This is a genomic window from Streptomyces sp. MUM 2J (genome assembly GCF_022414535.1).
Lineage (GTDB): Bacteria > Actinomycetota > Actinomycetes > Streptomycetales > Streptomycetaceae > Streptomyces.
Map to the genome: position 1 here is coordinate 45,106 of NZ_JADWYM010000023.1, position 20,150 is coordinate 65,255.

General features: G+C 71.5%; 25 protein-coding genes. 22 read left to right on the forward strand and 3 right to left on the reverse strand.

The window, feature by feature from the left end; all coding sequences use genetic code 11:
- Positions 1–153: 153 nt before the first annotated feature.
- The 16 genes from rpsP (at position 154) to I3F54_RS19455 (ending at position 12,322) form a co-directional block, all read left to right on the forward strand.
- The gene (rpsP, locus tag I3F54_RS19380; protein ID WP_240120083.1) at positions 154–582 is read left to right on the forward strand and encodes a 30S ribosomal protein S16; all 429 of its coding nucleotides are present in this window, start codon (positions 154–156) and stop codon (positions 580–582) included.
- Between the two features lie 2 nt (positions 583–584).
- Complete coding sequence (locus tag I3F54_RS19385; RefSeq protein ID WP_003973401.1) at positions 585–824, forward strand: RNA-binding protein; 240 nt, start codon at positions 585–587, stop codon at positions 822–824.
- A gap of 126 nt (positions 825–950) precedes the next feature.
- Entirely contained in the window at positions 951–1,496 is a 546-nt protein-coding gene (gene rimM, locus I3F54_RS19390; protein WP_240120084.1) for a ribosome maturation factor RimM, read from the forward strand.
- A complete protein-coding gene (gene trmD / locus I3F54_RS19395; RefSeq protein ID WP_240120085.1) occupies positions 1,493–2,326 on the forward strand; it encodes a tRNA (guanosine(37)-N1)-methyltransferase TrmD in 834 nt (277 codons plus the stop codon). The genes rimM and trmD overlap by 4 nt, the downstream gene beginning before the upstream one ends.
- A 134-nt stretch (positions 2,327–2,460) precedes the next feature.
- Positions 2,461–2,811, forward strand: coding sequence for a 50S ribosomal protein L19 (gene rplS / locus I3F54_RS19400; RefSeq protein WP_205384398.1), 351 nt, complete (start codon positions 2,461–2,463; stop codon positions 2,809–2,811).
- 45 nt (positions 2,812–2,856) lie between these two features.
- The gene (gene lepB, locus I3F54_RS19405) at positions 2,857–3,588 is read left to right on the forward strand and encodes a signal peptidase I (protein ID WP_240120086.1); all 732 of its coding nucleotides are present in this window, start codon (positions 2,857–2,859) and stop codon (positions 3,586–3,588) included.
- Complete coding sequence (gene lepB / locus I3F54_RS19410) at positions 3,581–4,672, forward strand: signal peptidase I (RefSeq protein WP_240120087.1); 1,092 nt, start codon at positions 3,581–3,583, stop codon at positions 4,670–4,672. The genes lepB (I3F54_RS19405) and lepB (I3F54_RS19410) overlap by 8 nt, the downstream gene beginning before the upstream one ends.
- Positions 4,560–5,525 (forward strand): signal peptidase I, encoded by a 966-nt coding sequence (gene lepB / locus I3F54_RS19415; protein WP_240120088.1) that lies wholly within the window; start codon positions 4,560–4,562, stop codon positions 5,523–5,525. Before lepB (I3F54_RS19410) ends, lepB (I3F54_RS19415) begins: the two co-directional genes overlap by 113 nt.
- A 142-nt stretch (positions 5,526–5,667) precedes the next feature.
- Positions 5,668–6,444 (forward strand): signal peptidase I, encoded by a 777-nt coding sequence (gene lepB / locus I3F54_RS19420; protein WP_240120089.1) that lies wholly within the window; start codon positions 5,668–5,670, stop codon positions 6,442–6,444.
- Positions 6,368–6,922: an NUDIX hydrolase gene (locus tag I3F54_RS19425; RefSeq protein WP_374205938.1), complete on the forward strand. Its 555-nt coding sequence runs from the start codon at positions 6,368–6,370 to the stop codon at positions 6,920–6,922. The genes lepB (I3F54_RS19420) and I3F54_RS19425 overlap by 77 nt, the downstream gene beginning before the upstream one ends.
- Before the next feature lie 56 nt (positions 6,923–6,978).
- Positions 6,979–7,287 (forward strand): DUF2469 domain-containing protein, encoded by a 309-nt coding sequence (locus I3F54_RS19430; protein WP_005311352.1) that lies wholly within the window; start codon positions 6,979–6,981, stop codon positions 7,285–7,287.
- Positions 7,288–7,363: 76 nt separating this feature from the next.
- A complete protein-coding gene (locus I3F54_RS19435; protein ID WP_240120091.1) occupies positions 7,364–7,765 on the forward strand; it encodes a YraN family protein in 402 nt (133 codons plus the stop codon).
- Between the two features lies 1 nt (position 7,766).
- On the forward strand, positions 7,767–9,410 hold the full coding sequence (locus I3F54_RS19440; RefSeq protein WP_240120092.1) for a YifB family Mg chelatase-like AAA ATPase: 1,644 nt from the start codon (positions 7,767–7,769) through the stop codon (positions 9,408–9,410).
- Positions 9,407–10,567, forward strand: coding sequence for a DNA-processing protein DprA (gene dprA / locus I3F54_RS19445; RefSeq protein WP_374205939.1), 1,161 nt, complete (start codon positions 9,407–9,409; stop codon positions 10,565–10,567). Before I3F54_RS19440 ends, dprA begins: the two co-directional genes overlap by 4 nt.
- Before the next feature lie 282 nt (positions 10,568–10,849).
- Positions 10,850–11,692 (forward strand): RNA polymerase sigma factor WhiG, encoded by an 843-nt coding sequence (whiG, locus tag I3F54_RS19450; RefSeq protein ID WP_240120093.1) that lies wholly within the window; start codon positions 10,850–10,852, stop codon positions 11,690–11,692.
- A gap of 72 nt (positions 11,693–11,764) precedes the next feature.
- Positions 11,765–12,322 carry a TetR/AcrR family transcriptional regulator gene (locus I3F54_RS19455; RefSeq protein ID WP_240120140.1) on the forward strand — a complete coding sequence of 186 codons (558 nt, stop codon included), beginning with the start codon at positions 11,765–11,767 and terminating at the stop codon, positions 12,320–12,322.
- A 274-nt stretch (positions 12,323–12,596) separates the two neighbouring features.
- Here the strand turns inward: I3F54_RS19455 and I3F54_RS19460 are convergent, their stop codons facing one another.
- Entirely contained in the window at positions 12,597–13,172 is a 576-nt protein-coding gene (locus I3F54_RS19460; RefSeq protein ID WP_374205940.1) for a murein hydrolase activator EnvC, read from the reverse strand.
- Positions 13,173–13,489: 317 nt separating this feature from the next.
- Here I3F54_RS19460 and rpsB point away from each other — a divergent pair, with 317 nt between their 5' ends.
- The 6 genes from rpsB to I3F54_RS19490 all read left to right on the forward strand — a co-directional run bounded on the left by rpsB (position 13,490) and on the right by I3F54_RS19490 (position 19,131).
- Positions 13,490–14,419, forward strand: coding sequence for a 30S ribosomal protein S2 (rpsB, locus tag I3F54_RS19465; protein WP_240120095.1), 930 nt, complete (start codon positions 13,490–13,492; stop codon positions 14,417–14,419).
- A gap of 150 nt (positions 14,420–14,569) precedes the next feature.
- Positions 14,570–15,406: a translation elongation factor Ts gene (gene tsf, locus I3F54_RS19470; protein ID WP_240120096.1), complete on the forward strand. Its 837-nt coding sequence runs from the start codon at positions 14,570–14,572 to the stop codon at positions 15,404–15,406.
- 190 nt (positions 15,407–15,596) lie between these two features.
- Complete coding sequence (gene pyrH, locus I3F54_RS19475; RefSeq protein WP_240120097.1) at positions 15,597–16,355, forward strand: UMP kinase; 759 nt, start codon at positions 15,597–15,599, stop codon at positions 16,353–16,355.
- A 145-nt stretch (positions 16,356–16,500) separates the two neighbouring features.
- Positions 16,501–17,058: a ribosome recycling factor gene (frr, locus tag I3F54_RS19480; RefSeq protein ID WP_014675285.1), complete on the forward strand. Its 558-nt coding sequence runs from the start codon at positions 16,501–16,503 to the stop codon at positions 17,056–17,058.
- Complete coding sequence (locus I3F54_RS19485) at positions 17,058–18,155, forward strand: phosphatidate cytidylyltransferase (RefSeq protein WP_240120098.1); 1,098 nt, start codon at positions 17,058–17,060, stop codon at positions 18,153–18,155. Before frr ends, I3F54_RS19485 begins: the two co-directional genes overlap by 1 nt.
- Positions 18,156–18,687: 532 nt before the next feature.
- Positions 18,688–19,131: an SRPBCC family protein gene (locus I3F54_RS19490; protein WP_240120099.1), complete on the forward strand. Its 444-nt coding sequence runs from the start codon at positions 18,688–18,690 to the stop codon at positions 19,129–19,131.
- A gap of 357 nt (positions 19,132–19,488) precedes the next feature.
- Here the strand turns inward: I3F54_RS19490 and I3F54_RS19495 are convergent, their stop codons facing one another.
- Positions 19,489–19,704, reverse strand: a complete 216-nt coding sequence (locus tag I3F54_RS19495; RefSeq protein WP_240120100.1) for a hypothetical protein — start codon at positions 19,702–19,704, stop codon at positions 19,489–19,491.
- Positions 19,704–20,102, reverse strand: a complete 399-nt coding sequence (locus tag I3F54_RS19500) for a hypothetical protein (RefSeq protein ID WP_240120101.1) — start codon at positions 20,100–20,102, stop codon at positions 19,704–19,706. The genes I3F54_RS19495 and I3F54_RS19500 overlap by 1 nt, the downstream gene beginning before the upstream one ends.
- Between the last annotated feature and the right edge of the window lie 48 nt (positions 20,103–20,150).

Genomic DNA, 20,150 nt, shown 5'->3' on the forward strand with positions numbered 1-20,150 from the left:
CGCGGGGTGTGGCACAATGGCTAGCTGTACTCGACAGCCGCACAGGACCCCTCTCTCCTCCGGCTGACGCGTCCATCGGGCACTCGGGTACCGCAACCCCACGCGGCGAACCCGCCGTGCCCCACCACGTCAATTCCAGGAGAATCCACTCCCGTGGCAGTCAAGATCAAGCTGAAGCGTCTGGGCAAGATCCGTTCGCCTCACTACCGCATCGTCGTCGCCGACTCCCGCACCCGCCGTGACGGCCGGGCCATCGAGGAGATCGGCAAGTACCAGCCGACGTACAACCCGTCGGTCATGGAGGTCGACGCCGAGCGCGTGGCGTACTGGCTCTCCGTCGGCGCCCAGCCGACCGAGCCCGTGCTCGCCATCCTGAAGAAGACCGGCGACTGGCAGAAGTTCAAGGGCGAGCCCGCCCCGGCGCCGCTGCTGCAGGCGGCCGAGAAGCCCGCGCGTCCGTCGTTCGAGGCCATCGGCGGCGACGACGACGCCAAGGGTGAGGCGATCACCCAGAAGAAGAAGGCCGAGAAGAAGGACGAGGCCGCGGCCGAGTCCTCCTCGGCTGAGTCGACCGAGGCCTGAGCATGCTCGAGGAGGCTCTCGAGCACCTCGTGAAGGGCATCGTCGACAACCCTGACGATGTGCAGGTCGCGTCACGCAACCTGCGCCGCGGGCGTGTGCTGGAGGTCCGGGTCCACCCCGACGACCTCGGCAAGGTGATCGGCCGCAACGGCCGCACCGCACGCGCCCTGCGTACCGTCGTGGGCGCCATCGGCGGTCGCGGTGTCCGCGTCGACCTCGTCGACGTGGACCACGTCCGCTGACGCTTCGCAGCACCGGCTCGGGCCGGGGAGGGCCACTGGCCGTCCCCGGCCCGCAGTCGTATGACGGGAGCGAAGCCAGATGACAGGAGTGTCAGAAGTGACCGTAGTGACAGGAGAATGGGTCACGTGCAGCTGGTAGTCGCACGGATCGGCCGCGCCCACGGCATCAGGGGCGAGGTCACCGTCGAGGTACGTACCGACGAGCCGGAACTGAGACTCGCGCCGGGAGCCGTCCTGGCCACCGACCCCGCCTCCACCGGACCGCTGACCATCGAGACCGGCCGGGTGCACAGCGGACGGCTGCTCCTGCGGTTCGAGGGCCACACCGACCGCACCGCCGCCGAGGCGCTGCGCAACACCCTCCTGATCGCCGACGTCGACCCCGACGAGATGCCCGAGGGCGAGGACGAGTACTACGACCACCAGCTCATCGACCTGGACGTGGTGCTGCCGGACGGCACGGAGATCGGCCGGATCACCGAGATCTCGCACCTGCCCACCCAGGACCTCTTCATCGTCGAGCGCCCCGACGGCTCCGAGGTGATGGTCCCGTTCGTCGAGGAGATCGTCACCGAGATCGACCTGGCGGAGCAGAGAGCGGTCATCGACCCGCCGCCGGGCCTGATCGACGACCGCGCCGAGATCGCCTCCTCGAGGGACGACGAGGCATGAGGCTCGACGTCGTCACGATCTTCCCCGAGTACCTCGAACCGCTCGACGTCTCCCTCGTCGGCAAGGCACGTGCGCATGGCCGGCTCGACGTGCACGTGCACGACCTGCGGCAGTGGACGTACGACCGCCACAACACGGTCGACGACACCCCCTACGGCGGTGGTCCCGGCATGGTGATGAAGACCGGGCCGTGGGGCGACGCCCTCGACTCCGTCCTCGCCGACGGCTACGAGTCGGGTGCCGGTGAGCCGGCCCTCATCGTGCCCACGCCCAGCGGCCGGCCCTTCACCCAGGACGTCGCCGTCCGGCTCTCCGAGCGGCCCTGGCTGATCTTCACGCCCGCCCGCTACGAGGGCATCGACCGCCGCGTCGTCGACGAGTACGCCACCCGGATGCCCGTCCACGAGGTGTCCATCGGCGACTACGTCCTCGCGGGCGGTGAGGCGGCCGTCCTCGTGATCACGGAGGCGGTGGCACGACTGCTGCCCGGTGTCCTCGGCAACGCCGAGTCCCACCGGGACGACTCCTTCGCCCCCGGCGCCATGGCCAACCTCCTGGAGGGCCCCGTCTACACCAAGCCGCCCGCCTGGCGCGGCCGGGGCATCCCCGACGTGCTGCTCAGCGGCCACCACGGGAAGATCGCCCGCTGGCGCCGCGACGAGGCACTGCGGCGCACGACGGCGAACCGCCCCGACCTCGTCGAGCGCTGCGGGCCCGGGGCCTTCGACAAGAAGGATCGGGAGATGCTCTCCATCCTGGGCTGGGAGCCCGACCCCGAGGGGGCGCCCCACGGCCGATTTTGGCGCAGGGCCGGGGCCGTGGAACAATAGACCGCTGCTGTCGGCCGTCCGGCGTGCGCCCCTGCCACAGGGGGACACGACGTCCGCTCCGACGGAGGCAGCGCTTCACCGAACGATCTAGTTTCCGTTGATGACCTGTGGCATCAGCGAAGAAAGCAGACGACATGTCGCACCTGCTCGACTCCGTCGACGTCGCGTCGCTCCGCAGCGACATCCCGGCCTTCCGCCCGGGTGACACCGTCAACGTCCACGTCCGCGTCATCGAGGGCAACCGCTCTCGTGTGCAGCAGTTCAAGGGCGTCGTGATCCGCCGCCAGGGTTCCGGCGTGCGCGAGACCTTCACCGTCCGCAAGGTCTCCTTCTCCGTGGGCGTGGAGCGCACCTTCCCGGTGCACACCCCGATCGTCGAGAAGATCGAGCTCGTCACCCGTGGTGACGTGCGCCGCGCCAAGCTGTACTACCTGCGCGAGCTGCGCGGCAAGGCGGCGAAGATCAAGGAGAAGCGCGAGAACTGATCTCGCGCGGGCGTTCACAGCGGGGCCGGATAGCATCTGGCCGCGATGGACACCGAAGCACAGCCGGCGAAGCGCGACCGCTCCCCCCTCCCCGACACCGGGGCGGGGGAGAGCCGGTCGCGCTTCTCGCATATGGCGCGGGCGGCCGGCCGGCTGCCCGGTGGGCGGATCACCCTGACCCTGTCGGTCTGCCTGGTCTTCGTTCTGTTCCTGAACCTGTTCGTGACGCGGCCCTTCCAGATCCCTTCCGGATCCATGGAGGCGGGGTTGAGGATCGGGGACCGCGTCCTCGTAAATAGGTTGGCGTACCGTTTCGGTGCCGAACCGCGCCGCGGGGACGTGGTCGTGTTCGACGGCACCGGGTATTTCGGGGACGCCGACTACGTCAAACGCGTTGTGGGTGTGGGGGGAGACCACGTGGTCTGCTGTGACAAGGAAGGGAGGATCACGGTGAACGGCCGCTCTGCCGACGAGTCCGCGTTCCTGTATCCGGGGGACGAGCCGTCCCGCGTGCCCTTCGACGTCGTCGTGCCCGACGGTCGCCTCTTCGTGCTCGGCGACCACCGCAGCGTCTCCAGCGACTCCCGCGACCACCTGGGTTCGCCCGGCGGCGGCATGATCCCCGTCGGCGACGTGATCGGCCGCGCCGACTGGATCGTGTGGCCCCTCGGGCACGCCGTCCGGCTGCGCCGTCCCGGAGCCTACGCGGACGTGCCGGACCCCGGACCGGTCGCCGCGGGGGCGACGTCCCCGGACAGGGCGGGTGCGCATGGGTAACCGCGGCAGACCCCGGGGCGTGCCCGCCGACGCCACGGACAACCTCCTGCCCACCGGAGCGCGCCGCGCTTCCACCCCGTCCCCCGGACGCAGCCGCGTCGATCGGCGCAAGCTGCAGAAGAAGGTCAAGCGCAGGCGCAGGCGCGGCGCCGTCAAGGAGATACCCCTCCTCGTCGGTGTCGCGGTGCTGATAGCACTCGTGCTGAAGACCTTCCTCGTCCAGGCGTTCGTGATCCCCTCGGGCTCCATGGAGCAGACGATCCGCATCGGCGACCGGGTCCTGGTCGACAAGTTCACCCCGTGGTTCGGCTCCCGGCCGCAGCGTGGGGACGTGGTGGTGTTCAAGGACCCGGGCGGCTGGCTGCAGGACGAGCAGACCACGACCAGGAAGAACGACCCCATCGTCGTCAAACAGGTCAAGGAAGGACTCACCTTCATCGGCCTGCTGCCGTCCGACAACGAGAAGGACCTCATCAAGCGGGTCGTCGGCGTCGGCGGGGACCACGTCAAGTGCTGTGACGCGCAGGGGCGCATCACCGTCAACGACGTTCCCCTGAACGAGGGCTACCTGTACCCCGGCAACGCCCCCTCGGACACGCCCTTCGACGTCACCGTCCCCGAGGGGCGCCTGTGGGTGATGGGCGATCACCGCGCCAACTCCGCCGATTCCCGCTTCCACCAGGACATGGACTACGGCGGTACGGTCTCCGAGGACGAGGTCGTCGGGCGCGCCATGGTGATCGCCTGGCCGCTGGGCCACTGGAGCACGCTGAACGAACCGAAGTCGTTCGCCGCGGTGACCGACGCGGCCCCCGGGTCGAACGCCGCGGCGCGGTCGTCGCATAGGGTTGCCCCCGACGATGTGAACCAAGCGGTCCCTCTCCCGATCCCTGCGGAACTCCCGCTCGTTATGGGAGTGGTGGGCCTGCGCCGTGTACGGGGCAGGCAGCGGCAGAGAGTGAGGAGTTGGCGTGGGGGATGTGGCGGTTGGCGCACGATCCGGACACGATGGCGAGGAGCACCGCGGACACCCCGTGGAGTCGGCCGCGCCGGCTGCGGACAGCGCCATGACCTCCGGGAATGACGGGGCGGCACCCGGCGACGACACCCCGGCGGACGACCGGGACCCGACCGGGGACGGGGACGCGGGCGACTCGGGCGCCCCGAGGAAGCAGCGACCGTTCTGGAAGGAGCTGCCGCTCCTGATCGGCATCGCGCTGGTGCTGGCGCTGCTGATCAAGACGTTCCTGGTGCAGGCGTTCTCGATCCCGTCGGAGTCCATGCAGGACACCCTGCAGAAGGGCGACCGGGTCCTGGTGGACAAGCTGACGCCCTGGTTCGGATCCGAGCCCGAGCGCGGTGAGGTCGTCGTGTTCCACGACCCGGACAACTGGCTGGCCGGTGAGCCCACACCCAAGCCGAATCCCCTGCAGAAGGTCCTCAGCTGGATCGGACTGATGCCGTCCGCGGAGGAGAAAGACCTGATCAAGCGGGTCGTGGCCGTCGGCGGCGACACCGTCTCCTGCAAGGGCACCGGTCCGCTCACGATCAATGGCCACGCGCTGAACGAGTCGTACGTGTACCCCGGCAACACGCCGTGCAGCGACGACGAGGGCGGCCAGTTCACGGTGAAGGTGCCCAAGGGCTTCATCTGGGTCATGGGTGACCACCGGCAGAACTCCCGGGACTCGCGCTACAACCAGAACGACAAGAACCACGGCTTCGTCCCCGTCGACAAGGTCGTCGGCCGCGCCATCGTCCGCGCCTGGCCGGTCAACCGCTGGGGCACGCTGCCCATCCCCGACACCTACGACCAGCCGGGTCTGGGCGACCAGTCCTCGTCGGCCGCGCCCCTGACGGCCGCCCCGGACGTGCTCGTCCTCGCCGGTGCGGTGCCGGTGGCACTGCGGCGGCGCCGGCGGTCGCGGAAGGACTGACGCCCCGGCGGATGCCGCCGGGCGGGTCCCGTACCCGGTCCCCGGGCGCGTCCCGGCGGGGACACGGCATGGCCGCTTCTTGACCTTCGCCGTCCTCCCGACGGGTGGGCCGCACCCGTACCGCCCGGTAGGGTGCGGGTGCATGAGCGGCGAGAGCACGATACGCACGGCGACCTCCCGGCCCGGCGGCCCGGCGGGCGGCCGGCTCGGACACCGGCTGTCGGGGCTGGCCGTGGCGCTGGGCCTGGTGCTGTTCCTGGGGGGTTTCGCCTGGGCGGCGGTGGTCTACCGGCCGTACACCGTGCCGACCAGTTCGATGGCCCCGACCATCGGCGTCGGCGACCGGGTGCTCGCGCAGAGGGTCGACGGCGCCGACGTCCGCCGCGGTGACGTCGTCGTCTTCCGCGACAAGACCTGGGTGACCAACGCCCCCGTGGTCAAGCGGGTCGTCGCCGTCGGCGGCGACACCGTCTCCTGCTGCGCCGACGGCAAGCTGACCGTGAACGGCCGGCAGATCGACGAGCCCTACCTGCCGGCCGGCAGCCTGGCCGAGATCACGAACTTCCCCACCGTGAAGGTGCCCGAGGGGCGTCTGTTCCTCCTGGGGGACGAGCGGCGGGGCTCCCTGGACTCCACCGCCCACCTCGCCGACGCGGCCAGCGGCACCGTGGCGCGCAGCGCCGTCACCGCCCGCGTCGACGCCGTCGTCTGGCCCATGGACGGCATGCTGAAGCGTCCCACGGGCTTCGAAGCCCTCGGCACGCTGTCGCAGCCGGGTCCCCTGCGGACGATCGTCGCGCTGGTCGTGGCCGGGACGGTGCTCGTGCTCGGCGGGGGCGCCTATGGCCCCGTCGCCAAGCGGCTCGGGGGCGGTGCCCGCTCCCGGTCGCGGACCACGGAGCCGGCCGGTGCCCGCTGAGCCGCGCAGGGTGGCCCGGGTGGTGCTGCTCGACCCCGCCGACCGCGTCCTGCTGCTGCACGGCCACGAGCCGGACGACCCCTTTGACGACTGGTGGTTCACGCCGGGCGGCGGCGTGGAGGGTGCGGAGACCCGTGAGGAAGCGGCGCTGCGGGAGCTCGCGGAGGAGACCGGCATCACCGAGGTGGAACTGGGCCCGGTGCTGTGGCGACGGCGGTGCTCGTTCCCGTTCGCGGGCCGCCGCTGGGACCAGGACGAGTGGTACTACCTGGCCCGTACGGCGACCACCGAGACCCGGGCCACGGCCCTCACGGAGCTGGAGCGGCGCAGTGTGGCCGGGGCGAGGTGGTGGACCTGTGCCGAACTGACCGGATCGCATGAGACCGTGTATCCGACCAGACTCGCCGAGCTGTTTCGCAGGCTGCTCGACGAAGGTCCCCCGGCCGGGCCCGTGATCCTGGAGACGGAAATCGTCTAGGGGCGCGGGGGACTGGCGCACAATGGGGGGACCGCACGGCTGAAGGGGAACATGCCATGAGCGCCGAGGACCTCGAGAAGTACGAGACCGAGATGGAGCTGAAGCTCTACCGGGAGTACCGCGACGTCGTCGGGCTGTTCAAATACGTGATCGAGACCGAGCGGCGTTTCTACCTCACCAACGACTACGAGATGCAGGTGCACTCGGTCCAGGGAGAGGTCTTCTTCGAGGTCTCGATGGCGGATGCCTGGGTGTGGGACATGTACAGACCCGCGCGCTTCGTCAAGCAGGTGCGGGTGCTCACGTTCAAGGACGTGAACATCGAGGAGCTGAACAAGAGCGACCTGGAGCTCCCCGGCAGCTGAGGTCACCCGCACGGGTGGGGACGTTCTCCACAACCGCCGGGTAACCCACCAAGATCCACTAAGGGCCGGCGGTTGCGTGACGGTGGGCACCGGAGGTGGTGCCCACATGAACACACAGCAGGCACGCGGTGCACTCGGCAGGTACGGCGAGACACTGGCCGCCCGGCGGCTGGCCGAGTCCGGAATGACGGTCCTGGAACGCAACTGGCGCTGCGGCAGGACCGGTGAGGTCGACATCCTCGCCCGGGACGGCGACGTTCTGGTCCTGTGCGAGGTGAAGACCCGCAGCGGCGGCTCCTTCGAGCACCCGATGGCCGCCGTCACCAGGGAGAAGGCCGAGCGGCTCCGGGCCCTGGCCGAGCGATGGATCCAGGCCCACGGAGGGGCCCCGCCGGGCGGCGTCCGCATCGACCTGGTCGGCGTCGTCCTGCCCGCACGCGGCGCACCCGTCGTCGAGCACGCGCGGGGGGTGGCCTGACATGGGCTTCGCACGCACCTGCTCCGTGGCCCTCGTCGGTGTCGAGGGCGTGGTCGTCGAGGTCCAGGCCGACCTCGAACCGGGCGTCGCCGCGTTCACCCTGGTGGGCCTCCCGGACAAGAGCCTGACGGAGAGCCGGGACCGGGTCCGGTCGGCGGTGGTGAACTCCGGGGGCGCATGGCCGCAGAAGAAGCTCACCGTCGGGCTCAGCCCGGCATCGGTGCCGAAGGCGGGCAGCGGCTTCGACCTCGCCGTGGCCTGCGCCGTCCTCGGCGCGGCGGAACGCATCGACCCGCGCGTGCTCGCCGACGTCGTGATGATCGGGGAGCTGGGACTGGACGGGCGGGTGCGGCCGGTGCGCGGCATCCTGCCGGCCGTCCTGGCCGCCGCGGACGCCGGGTACGAGCAGGTGGTCGTGCCCGAGTGCGCGGCCGCGGAGGCGTCGCTGGTGCCCGGGATGTCGGTGCTGGGAGTGCGCAGCCTGCGGCAGCTGGTCGCCGTCCTGGCCGACGAGCCCGTGCCCGAGGAGCCTGCCGACGAGCAGGGGCGCCCCGACCCCCTGCTGGGCGGACTGCGTCTGCCGGGCACGGGCGCGCCCACCGGCCTGCACGGCCGGGATGCCGTCCAGCCCGACCGGGGCCGTCACCTGGCAGACCTGGCAGACCTGGCCGACGTGGTCGGCCAGGCCGCCGCGCGCACAGCCGTGGAAGTGGCGGCGGCGGGCGGGCACCACCTGTTCCTCGAAGGCCCCCCGGGCGCCGGCAAGACCATGCTGGCCGAGCGGCTGCCCACCATCCTGCCCCCGCTGGGTCGGCAGGAGTCCCTGGAGGTCACGGCGGTGCACTCGGTCGCCGGACTGCTGCCACCGGGCAGGCCCCTGATCGACGAGGCGCCGTACTGCGCCCCGCACCACTCGGCCACCTTGCAATCCCTCGTCGGCGGTGGCCCGGGCATCGCCCGGCCGGGGGCGGTGTCGCTCGCCCACCGAGGCGTGCTCTTTCTCGACGAGACCCCCGAGTTCGGCAGCCGTGCGCTCGATGCCCTGCGCCAGCCGCTGGAGGCCGGGCACGTGGTGATCGCGCGCAGTGCGGGCGTGGTGCGCTTCCCCGCGAGGTTCCTGATGGTCCTGGCGGCGAACCCGTGCCCCTGCGGGCGCTCCTCGCGGCGCGACACGTCCTGCGAGTGCCCGCCCTCGGCGGTCCGCCGCTACCAGGCGAGGCTCTCCGGCCCGCTGCTCGACCGCGTCGACCTGCGCGTCGAGGTGGAGCCGGTGGGCCGGGCCGAGCTCACGCAGCGCGGCGCGGGCGGCGAGTCCACGGCCACCGTGGCCGATCGGGTGCGGGCAGCCCGGGAGCGGGCGGCGGCGCGATTCGACGGCACCCCCTGGCGCACCAACAGCGAAGTGCCGGGCCGTGAGCTGCGCAGCCGCTGGCATGCCGAGCCCGGCGCCCTGGACGACGCCGAGCGCAGCCTCGAACGCGGCATGCTCACGGCCCGCGGCCTCGACCGGGTGCTGCGCGTGGCCTGGACCGTCGCCGACCTCGTCGGCCACGACCGGCCCGACACGACGGACGTCGCCCTGGCCCTGCAACTGCGCACCGGAGTGCCGCGCGGCGTGCCCATGGCCATCGGAGCCCGCGCGTGATCGGGCGGACCGACGTGGACGACGAGCTGCTCGGCAGGGTCTTCTTGACCAGGGTGGTCGAACCGGGGGACCGGACCGGCGGGCGGTGGGTGCGCCGGTTCGGGGTGGCGGAGGTGGTACGCAGACTGCGAGGGCGCGGCCCGGCGCTGCCGGGGGCCAGCGGGCAGCGCTGGGCCGGGCTGCGAGCGCGGGCCGCGCTGGCCGATCCCGGGCACGACCTCGACGCCGCACGACGGGCGGGGGTGCGGTTCGTCGCACCGGGGGACACCGAGTGGCCGGGCCGGCTGGACGACCTGGGGGACGCCCGGCCGCTGGGACTGTGGGTGCGCGGGACGCCCAGCCTGCGGATGTGGGCCCTGCAGTCGGTCGCCGTGGTCGGTGCCCGCGCCTGCACCGAGTACGGCGCGCACATGGCGGCCACCCTCGCTGCCGGACTCGCCGAACACGGGTGGGTCGTGGTCTCCGGGGGTGCCTACGGCATCGACGGCGCCGCCCATCGCGGCGCCCTGGCCGCGGGCGGCGCCACCGTCGCCGTCCTGGCCTGCGGCGTCGACCGGCCCTACCCGGCCGGGCACGCCCAGCTGATCAACCGCATCGCCGAACAGGGACTCGTGGTGGGGGAGTTGCCGCCCGGCTGCCATCCCACACCCGGCAGATTCGTCCTGCGCAACCGCGTCATCGCCGCTCTCACCGCGGGCACCGTCGTCGTCGAGGCCGCACACCGCAGCGGCTCGCTGGTCACGGCACGCGCGGCCCAGCGGCTGGGCCGGCACACCATGGGCGTACCGGGACCGGCCACGAGCGGCCTCTCGGCGGGGGTGCACGAGCTCCTGCGCGGGGAGGCGGTACTGGTCACCGACCCCGCGGAAGTCGTCGAACAGGTCGGGCCCATGGGGGAGCTGGCTCCCGTCCGGCGCGGGCCCGTCCTCCCACGCGACCTGCTGGAACCGGCTGCCCGGGACGTCCTGGCCGCCCTTCCCGGCAGCCGGCCGGCGACGCCGCGGGAGATCGCCCGCGACGCGCAGACCACCACGGAGGACGCGATCGCGAGACTGTACGAACTACGAGCACTCGGTTACGTCGAACGACTCGGCGACGGCTGGAAGTTGACACGCCAGGCGGTGATCTCCGCCCGGGGCGGTCCCGGGCCGTCCTGACCGAGCGTGTTCGGCCGTCCGGGGGAACCTCGATGCCCTTGCGGTTTACGGCAGTTGACGCCCCGTCGAGTTACACAGAGCTACCGCCGAGGACCGGCCGTGCCGCTCCGCGAGTGCCTCCGCGCGGGGACCGGGCCTCGCTCTTCGCGCACCGCGACGGGCCAGTCACGCTACGCTCACGAGGATTCCGGCACACACGCCGGCAACTCGACACCAGACCGACAGCTCACCCAGGCAACCCCGACCCGGCCCACTTCACGGCAGAACGGCACAAGGCGACGAATGCCCCAGCACACCTCCGGCTCCGACCGGGCGGCGGTCCCGCCGGCCGCCCGCGACGGTGGCAGCGTGCGGCCTCCCGCTCCCTCCACGCTCGAGGAGCTGTGGCGGTCGTACAAGGCGACGGGAGACGAACGGCTGCGGGAGCAGCTGATCCTGCACTACTCGCCGCTCGTGAAGTACGTGGCGGGCCGGGTGAGCGTCGGCCTGCCGCCCAATGTCGAGCAGGCCGACTTCGTCTCCTCCGGCGTCTTCGGGCTGATCGACGCGATCGAGAAGTTCGACGTCGACCGGGAGATCAAGTTCGAGACGTACGCGATCACCCGGATCCGCGGCGCGATGATCGACGAACTGCGGGCGCTGGACTGGATCCCGAGGTCGGTACGGCAGAAGGCGCGCAATGTGGAGCGGGCCTACGCCACTCTGGAGGCCCGCCTGCGGCGCACGCCCACCGAGCAGGAGGTGGCCGCCGAACTCGGCATCGGCGTCGACGAACTGCACACGGTGTTCAGCCAGTTGTCGCTGGCCAACGTCGTCGCCCTGGAGGAACTGCTGCACGTCGGCGGCGACGGCGGTGACGGACTGAGCGTCATGGACACCCTGGAGGACACCGCCGCCGACAATCCCGTGGAGGTGGCCGAGGACCGCGAGCTGCGGAGGTTCCTGGCACGGGCCATCAACACGCTGCCCGACCGGGAGAAGACGGTGGTCACCCTGTACTACTACGAGGGGCTGACCCTGGCCGAGATCGGGAACGTGCTCGGAGTGACCGAGAGCCGCGTCAGCCAGATCCACACCAAGTCCGTGCTCCAGCTGCGGGCCAAGCTGGCCGCCTTCGGACGGTGATGCCGTACTCACTCCCGCCGAGGGTGATGCGTCCGTAGAGTGGTTGACGTGCCAAGGATTCGAGCGGCCTCCGTGGCCGAGCACCGGTCGATGCAGCGAGCCGCCCTGCTGGATGCGGCCCGGTCGTTGCTGTCCGAGGGCGGGACGGAGGCGCTGACCTTCCCCGCCCTCGCCGAGCGGACGGGGCTGGCGAGGTCGTCCGTGTACGAGTACTTCCGGTCACGTGCCGCCGTGGTCGAGGAGCTGTGCGAGGCGGACTTTCCCGTGTGGGCGGCGGAGGTCGCCGAGGCCATGGCCGCGATGGACACGCCCGGGGACAGGGTCGGCGCGTATGTGCGCAAGCAGCTGGAGCTGGTCGGGGACCGGCGGCACCGGGCGGTGGTGGCGATCTCCGCGAGCGAGCTCGACGCGGGGGCGCGGGAGAAGATCCGCGCGGCGCACGGCGGGCTGGTCGCGCTGATCGTCGAGGCTCTGGGCGAGCTGGGGCACGCGGAGCCCCGGCTGGCCGCGATGCTCGTGCAGGGTGTGGTGGACGCCGCCGTCCGACGGGTCGAGCTGGGCGCCGCCGAGGAGCCGGATGTCATCGCCGCGACGGCGGTGGGACTCGTCCTGCGGGGCGTCTGCGGCTGACGCCGGGCCCGGGTGCACGGGCGCCCTTCGCCGCGGGGCCGCCCCCGGGGGAAGGCGGTTCCCCTGTGAGGCGACCCGGGCGTGAGCCCTGCGGCCCCCTCCGGACCGGCCGGGGCGAGCCCTCGTCGGCGGCCGGGGTCGCGTCCGGGGGCATGCTCTCCCCCGGTGGCCGGGGCAGCGGAGGGTGCGGCGCTCGCCGGCGGCCGGGAACGTGGCCGGAGCGGTGCTCCCAGCGGTGCCCGCCTCCGGATTCCCGCCTCAAGGGCAGGGGATGTCAACCGGGCAACGGCACCGAGAGCACCGGGAGCAGTCTCGGCGGGGTCCTCCGCAGGAGGCGAGGGGGCAGGAGGGTCAGCGGATCGAGGTAGACGTCCCCGCGCCGCAGGCCCCAGTGGACACAGGGTGCAGTGCAGTGGGAGCCCGTCGGCTCCACCGCGCCCACCACCTCGCCCGGCTCCACGGCGTCGCCCTGCGCCACGGACGCCGTCACCGGCTCGTACGTGGTCCTCAGCGGTGGATCGCCCGTGCCCGACAGCTCGACGGACACCACCCCCCTGCCCGCCACCCGCCCCGAGAACGACACCCGCCCCGCCGCCACCGCCCGCACCTCGGCCCCGGCCGGAGCCGCCAGGTCCACGCCCCGGTGGCCGCGGCCGTACGGCGTCGCCGGCGGTGCCCAGCCGCGGAGGACGGCGGGCCGCACCCCGACGGGCCAGGCGTGGCCCACGGCCGGCACACCTCCTGCCGGGGTCGGTGTGGGTGTGGATGCCGTTGGGCCGGCGGGCGCGGGGGGTGGTCCGTCCGCCCGCGCAGCCGGGGGCAGGGCCGTCAGAGCAAGCCCCAGCAGCATCGTGCGCACCGCCCGCATCACCCGTACGTATCGCTTCGCTCGCATGCGGGAACCGTCCCGCACCCCGCCCGATCATGGCCGGGACCTGTGGACCACCAGCCGGTTGGGGACAGTGGCGTCACCCGGTGCTTCGCCGGTCCCGTACACTTCTTCTGGCGATCCGGGTCACCGGGTCGACTTCGCACGCCCCGGTACGGCATCCGGAAACGGTCCGTATCAGCGCCTCTCGGTCCTTCGTGGCTCGGCGCACCGTGGGCGTCAGGCGCGGAAGCCGTCCGGCTGCCGCGGCACAACCGAGAAAATCAAGGAGAACGGCCATGGCCGTCGTCACGATGCGGGAGCTGCTGGAGAGCGGCGTCCACTTCGGTCACCAGACCCGTCGCTGGAACCCGAAGATGAAGCGCTTCATCTTCACCGAGCGCAACGGCATCTACATCATCGACCTGCTCCAGTCGCTGTCGTACATCGACCGCGCCTACGAGTTCGTCAAGGAGACCGTCGCCCACGGCGGCACGGTCATGTTCGTCGGCACCAAGAAGCAGGCGCAGGAGGCCATCGCCGAGCAGGCAACCCGCGTCGGCATGCCCTTCGTCAACCAGCGCTGGCTGGGCGGCATGCTCACCAACTTCTCGACCGTCTACAAGCGTCTGCAGCGCCTCAAGGAGCTGGAGCAGATCGACTTCGAGGACGTCGCCGCCTCCGGTCTGACCAAGAAGGAGCTCCTGGTCCTCTCCCGCGAGAAGGCCAAGCTGGAGAAGACCCTCGGTGGTATCCGCGAGATGCAGAAGGTGCCCAGCGCCGTCTGGATCGTGGACACCAAGAAGGAGCACATCGCGGTCGGCGAGGCCCGGAAGCTCAACATCCCGGTCGTCGCGATCCTCGACACCAACTGCGACCCCGACGAGGTCGACTACAAGATCCCGGGCAACGACGACGCGATCCGCTCCGTCACCCTGCTCACCCGTGTGATCGCCGACGCCGTCGCCGAGGGTCTCATCGCCCGCTCCGGCGTCAACGCCGGTGACAAGGGCGAGAAGGCCGCGGGCGAGCCGCTCGCCGAGTGGGAGCGCGACCTGCTCGAGGGCGAGAAGAAGGCCGAGTCCCAGGAGGCCGCTCCGGCCGCCGAGGCTCCGGCTGCCGAGGCTCCGGCTGCCGAGGCTCCGGCCACCGAGGCTCCGGCCACCGAGGCTCCGGCTGCCGAGGCTCCGGCCGCCGAGGCTCCGGCCGCCGAGGGCGAGCAGGCCTGACCCGTCGGCGTTGACGGCGGGAACGGTGACATGAACTCCGTTCCCGCCGTTCACCCGTAGGTCAGCGGCTGGACAGCGGCCTTTGCCCACATGGAGGCCGTACCCCGCAGATCTTCGATCCTCCAGACTTCGAGAAAGACTCACAGACTCATGGCGAACTACACCGCCGCCGACGTCAAGAAGCTCCGCGAGCTCACCGGCGCCGGCATGATGGACTGCAAGAAGGCGCTGGACGAGGCCGAGGGCAACGTCGAGAAGGCCGTCGAGGCGCTGCGCATCAAGGGCCAGAAGGGCGTCGCCAAGCGTGAGGGCCGCTCCGCCGAGAACGGCGCCGTGGTCTCCATCATCGCCGACGACAACTCCTCCGGCGTCCTGGTCGAGCTGAAGTGCGAGACGGACTTCGTCGCCAAGGGCGAGAAGTTCCAGGCCGTCGCCCACACGATCGCCGAGCACGTCGCCAGGACGGCCCCGGCGGACATCGAGGCGCTGCTCGCCTCCGAGATCGAGGCCGGCAAGACCGTCCAGGCGTTCGTGGACGAGGCCAACGCCAACCTCGGCGAGAAGATCGTCCTGGACCGCTTCGCGCAGTTCGCGGACGGCTTCGTGCTCGCGTACATGCACCGCACGATGCCCGACCTGCCCCCGCAGATCGGTGTCCTCGTCGAGCTCGACAAGCCGAACGCCGAGGTCGCGAAGGGCATCGCCCAGCACATCGCCGCCTTCGCGCCGAAGTACCTCTCCAAGGACGAGGTCCCGGCCGACGTCGTCGAGGCCGAGCGCCGCATCGCCGAGGAGACCACCCGCGCCGAGGGCAAGCCCGAGGCCGCCCTGCCGAAGATCGTCGAGGGTCGCCTCAACGGCTTCTTCAAGGACGCCACGCTGCTGGGCCAGCCGTACGCGCTCGACAACAAGAAGTCCGTCCAGAAGATCCTGGACGAGGCCGGTGTCACCCTGAAGCGCTTCACGCGCATCAAGGTCGGCATCTGAGTCCGTACCGCGACCGACGCTCGACCCCGATAGGGTCGACAACAGTCGCCCCTGCCGTACGCGTACGGCGACGCCCACGCGTGCGTCGCGGACGGCAGCTGATCTGACGAGGAGGCCATTGCCGCATGGGATGCGAACCACACCCCACCGGCAATGGCCTTCTTCGTATGTGCACCACGAGGAGAACGCCATGAGCACCAAGCCCGAGAAGAGCGACGACGGCAAAGTACACGGCCGGTTTCTGCTGAAGCTGTCCGGGGAGGCCTTCTCCGGCGGCGGGGGCCTCGGTGTCGACCCCGACGTGGTGCACAAGATCGCCCGTGAGATCGCCGCCGTCGTGCGTGACGGTGCGCAGGTCGCGGTCGTCATCGGCGGCGGGAACTTCTTCCGCGGTGCCGAACTCCAGCAGCGCGGCATGGACCGTGCCCGTTCGGACTACATGGGCATGCTCGGCACCGTGATGAACTGCCTCGCCCTCCAGGACTTCCTGGAGAAGGAGGGCATCGACTCCCGCGTGCAGACCGCCATCACCATGGGCCAGGTCGCCGAGCCGTACATCCCCCTGCGGGCCGTGCGCCACCTGGAGAAGGGCCGCGTGGTCATCTTCGGCGCCGGAATGGGCATGCCGTACTTCTCCACCGACACCACCGCCGCCCAGCGCGCCCTGGAGATCGACGCCGAGGCACTGCTCATGGGCAAGAACGGCGTGGACGGGGTCTACGACTCCGACCCGAAGGCCAACCCGGACGCCGTCAAGTTCGACGCGCTGAGCTACGGCGAGGTCATCACCCGCGACCTGCGGGTCGCCGACGCCACGGCCATCACGCTGTGCCGGGACAACCAGCTCCCCATCCTCGTCTTCGAACTCCTGAAGGAGGGCAATATCGCCCGCGCCGTCAAGGGTGAGAAGATCGGCACCCTCGTGGGTGAGCAGCGCGACCGGGACTGACCGGAGATTCACCCGGACCCTGACCGGGGGATGGACAATGTCCTGCCGGTCGGGAACCGTGCAGGACAGAAGACGCGACGCAGCCGGCCGCCGCCCCCACAGAGGAACCGCAGCCGGGCCTACTCAAGACACGCAGGAGCAAGTGGTGATCGAAGAGACCCTCCTCGAGGCCGAGGAGAAGATGGAGAAGGCCGTCGTGGTCGCCAAGGAGGACTTCGCCGCGATCCGCACCGGCCGAGCGCATCCGGCGATGTTCAACAAGATCGTCGCCGACTACTACGGCGCGCCGACGCCGATCAACCAGCTGGCCTCGTTCTCCGTGCCGGAGCCGCGCATGGCGGTCGTGACCCCGTTCGACAAGAGCGCGCTGCGCAACATCGAGCAGGCGATCCGCGACTCCGATCTCGGCGTCAACCCGAGCAACGACGGCAACATCATCCGTGTGGTGTTCCCCGAGCTGACCGAGGAGCGCCGCCGCGAGTACATCAAGGTCGCCAAGGGCAAGGGCGAGGACGCCAAGGTGTCCATCCGCTCCGTGCGCCGCAAGGCGAAGGACGCCATCGACAAGCTGATCAAGGACGGCGAGGTCGGCGAGGACGAGGGCCGCCGTGCGGAGAAGGAGCTCGACGACACCACCGCGAAGTACGTCGCCCAGGTGGACGAGCTCCTCAAGCACAAGGAAGCAGAGCTGCTCGAGGTCTGATGAACGACTCTTCCTGGGCGGCTCCGCCGCACGCCGGGCAGGCCGGGTACTGGGGCTCCACAGGTCAGGGGCACGTCCAGGGAGCCACCCCGGCGGGTCCCGCGTACGATGCGCAGGACGCACAGCTCACCCGCCCCATGCCCATCGCGCCCGACGTGTCCGCACCCGGCGGAGACCAGGATGACGAGCGGGGGGTCACTCGGCTGAGCGGCCCCTTGTTCCGCGACGAGAATCCGGAGTCCATGCCCGACGCCCCCCAGCCGGTGCCTCCACCGCAGAAGAAGAGCGCGGGCCGTGACCTGGGCGCCGCCATAGGGGTCGGCGTCGGGCTCGGTGCGGTGATCATCGCGTCGCTGTTCATCGTCAAGGCCGTGTTCGTCGGAGTGATCGCGGTCGCCGTCGTCGTCGGGCTGTGGGAGCTGACCAGCCGGCTCCAGGAGCGCAAGGAGATCCGGGCACCGCTGGCGCCGCTCGCGGTCGGCGGCGTCGCGATGGTGGTGACCGGGTACGTCCGCGGCGCGGAGGGCGCGTGGGTGGCGATGGCGCTCACCGCGCTGGCCGTGCTGGTCTGGCGGATGACGGAGCCACCCGAGGGCTATCTGAGGGACGTCACGGCGGGCGTCTTCGCGGCGTTCTACGTCCCGTTCCTGGCGACGTTCGTGGCGATGATGCTCGCCGCCGACGACGGCCCGTGGCGCGTGCTGACCTTCCTGCTGCTGACCGTCGTCAGCGACACCGGCGCGTACGCGGTCGGCTGGCGCTTCGGCAAGCACAAGCTCGCGCCGCGCATCAGCCCCGGCAAGACCCGCGAGGGCCTGTTCGGCGCCGTCGCGTTCGCGATGGTCGCGGGTGCGCTGTGCCTGCAGTTCCTCATCGACGACGGCGCCTGGTGGCAGGGACTGCTGCTGGGCCTCGCGGTCGCCGCCAGTGCCACACTCGGCGACCTCGGCGAGTCGATGATCAAGCGGGACCTCGGTATCAAGGACATGGGCACCCTGCTGCCCGGTCACGGCGGCATCATGGACCGCCTGGACTCGCTGCTGCCGACGGCACCCGTGGTGTGGCTCCTGCTGGTCCTCTTCGTCGGCGCCGGCTGACCGCCGCACACGCACGACAGGTGAGCCCCCGTCCTTCCCCGGACGCTGTTGGCCGATTCCGCCCCGCTGGCTATCCAGCGGGGCGGAGTGCTGCGAGGCGGGAGGTGCGGGTGCGGGCCGGCGGTCTGCCGGTCAGCCAGGCGTCAAGGCGGATGAGGTTCATGCCGGCAGCGGTCAGTTCCTGTTGCCGGCTTGTCCTGGCCAGGCCTCGGTAGCAGCGCGTCCCGCACCCTCATCGCCAGACACCCCTCGGGGAACACCGCACGCGCCACCCGCACGGTCTCCTCCGGGATCTCCTCCGGCTCCACCCCACGCAACGACACCGAACCCCACCCCTGAACACGATGACGGCCTGCACAACCCGAACGGGGTCACACAGGCCGTCGTCACGCAGCCCCCGCTTCGACCGACAGCGTCCGCGGAGGACGGGGACTCGCGCGCGTTTCGGCCACGAATGGTGCTCGCCGCGCTGCGGTGGGACGATTCCCGTGCGGACCCACCAGCGGGTGGGGCGCCCTGGGAAGGGGGCACCATGTCCGGATTCCACGACGAGATCTACCTCGACTGTCGCCCCGAGGACGTCTGGGCGTACGTCATCGACCCCGTGCATCTACCGGAGTGGCAGGCCAGCGCAGTGTCCGCGGAGCAGCTCGACGACGGCCCGTTCGGGCTGGGTTCCCGGATCAGGGTGACCCGGCACCTGGGCCGGCGCGAGGTGGCGATGACGATGGAGTGCACCGAGTACGAGCCGATGCGCTCCTGGAGCGTCCGCGGCATCGACGGACCCGTGCGGGGCGACTTCCACGGTGAGATCATCCCCATGGACGAGGGGCGCCGCACGCACATGACCATGGACCTCGACTTCGAGGGCCACGGGATCGGGAAGGTCCTGCTGCCCCTCGTCGTCCGTCCGCAGGTCCGCAAGGAGATGCCGCGCAACGAGCGGCTGCTGAGGGAGCACCTGGAACACGCCTGACCGGCGGAGACCCACCACCCGTGGGTCTCCCCCCGAGGCGGAGCGTCACGGCCACCCTCTCCGGTTGCCTCGGGTGGCCGGCGGAGCCCGGTCGCCCCGGCCCGGCCGTGGAGGGCGGGCCTGCTCCCCCGGTGGGCGGCGACCCCGGCCGCGCCGGTCGCGGCGCGGCCGGAGAGCCCCACGGCCGCCGGCTGCCCGTCGAGCGTCGCGCAGGTGGCGCCGTCGCCCTGGCCGGGGGTCCTCTCTGCGCCACGGGGTTCACCCACACGGGCGCCGGTGGCCTGCGGGGGCGCCGGGGACACGCCGTAGCTGCCGGGCGGGAAGCGCTGAACGGTACTCCCCACCCGGCAGCGCGCGTCAGTCGTCCTGCGCCGCGTCCTTCTCCGCCGACGCCGCGGCGGACTCGGCCGCGTTCACCTTCTTCAGCATCTGCTCATAGCCCGAGGGCGTGGCCGAGGGGGATGCCGAGGGAGTCGTAGGGGACGCGGTGTCCTGGGGCGCGCAGCCCCCGGTGAGCGCCGCGAGCAGGGCGGCCGCGGGGAGCGCGGCGGCGGCCGCTCGGCGTGCCCGCATCAGCTCGCCGCCTTGCCGCCGTTGTTCTCCTGGCACCAGGTCCGCACGTCCGACAGGTCCTTCCGCCGCTGCGGAAGGGAGGCCGCCAGTGACTTACGGAAGGCGAGCCGGTCCTTCAGATAGGTGGCGATCTCATCGTGGCCGGCCTTCTCGGCGTTGTCCACGCGCTGCTGCAGCCGGGCCACCGAACCGCGTGAGCCGGCACCGGCCTCCACCCGCTTCAGGGCCCGGTCGATCCGCCGTTCCAGCTTGGGCACCCGCTTGCACAGCGCCGCGGCACCGTCGCCGGTCGGCGCCGGAGCCGGGCTGCCGTCGGCCGCGGCCACTCCCGTCGTGCCCGCCAGCACCGCCGCCGCGGCGAGCCCGACCAGCAGGGTGCGCCGTCGTCGTACCAACATCTGTGCCTCCGTTTCCCGGACGGTCACACGGTCCGTCCGATGGTCCGC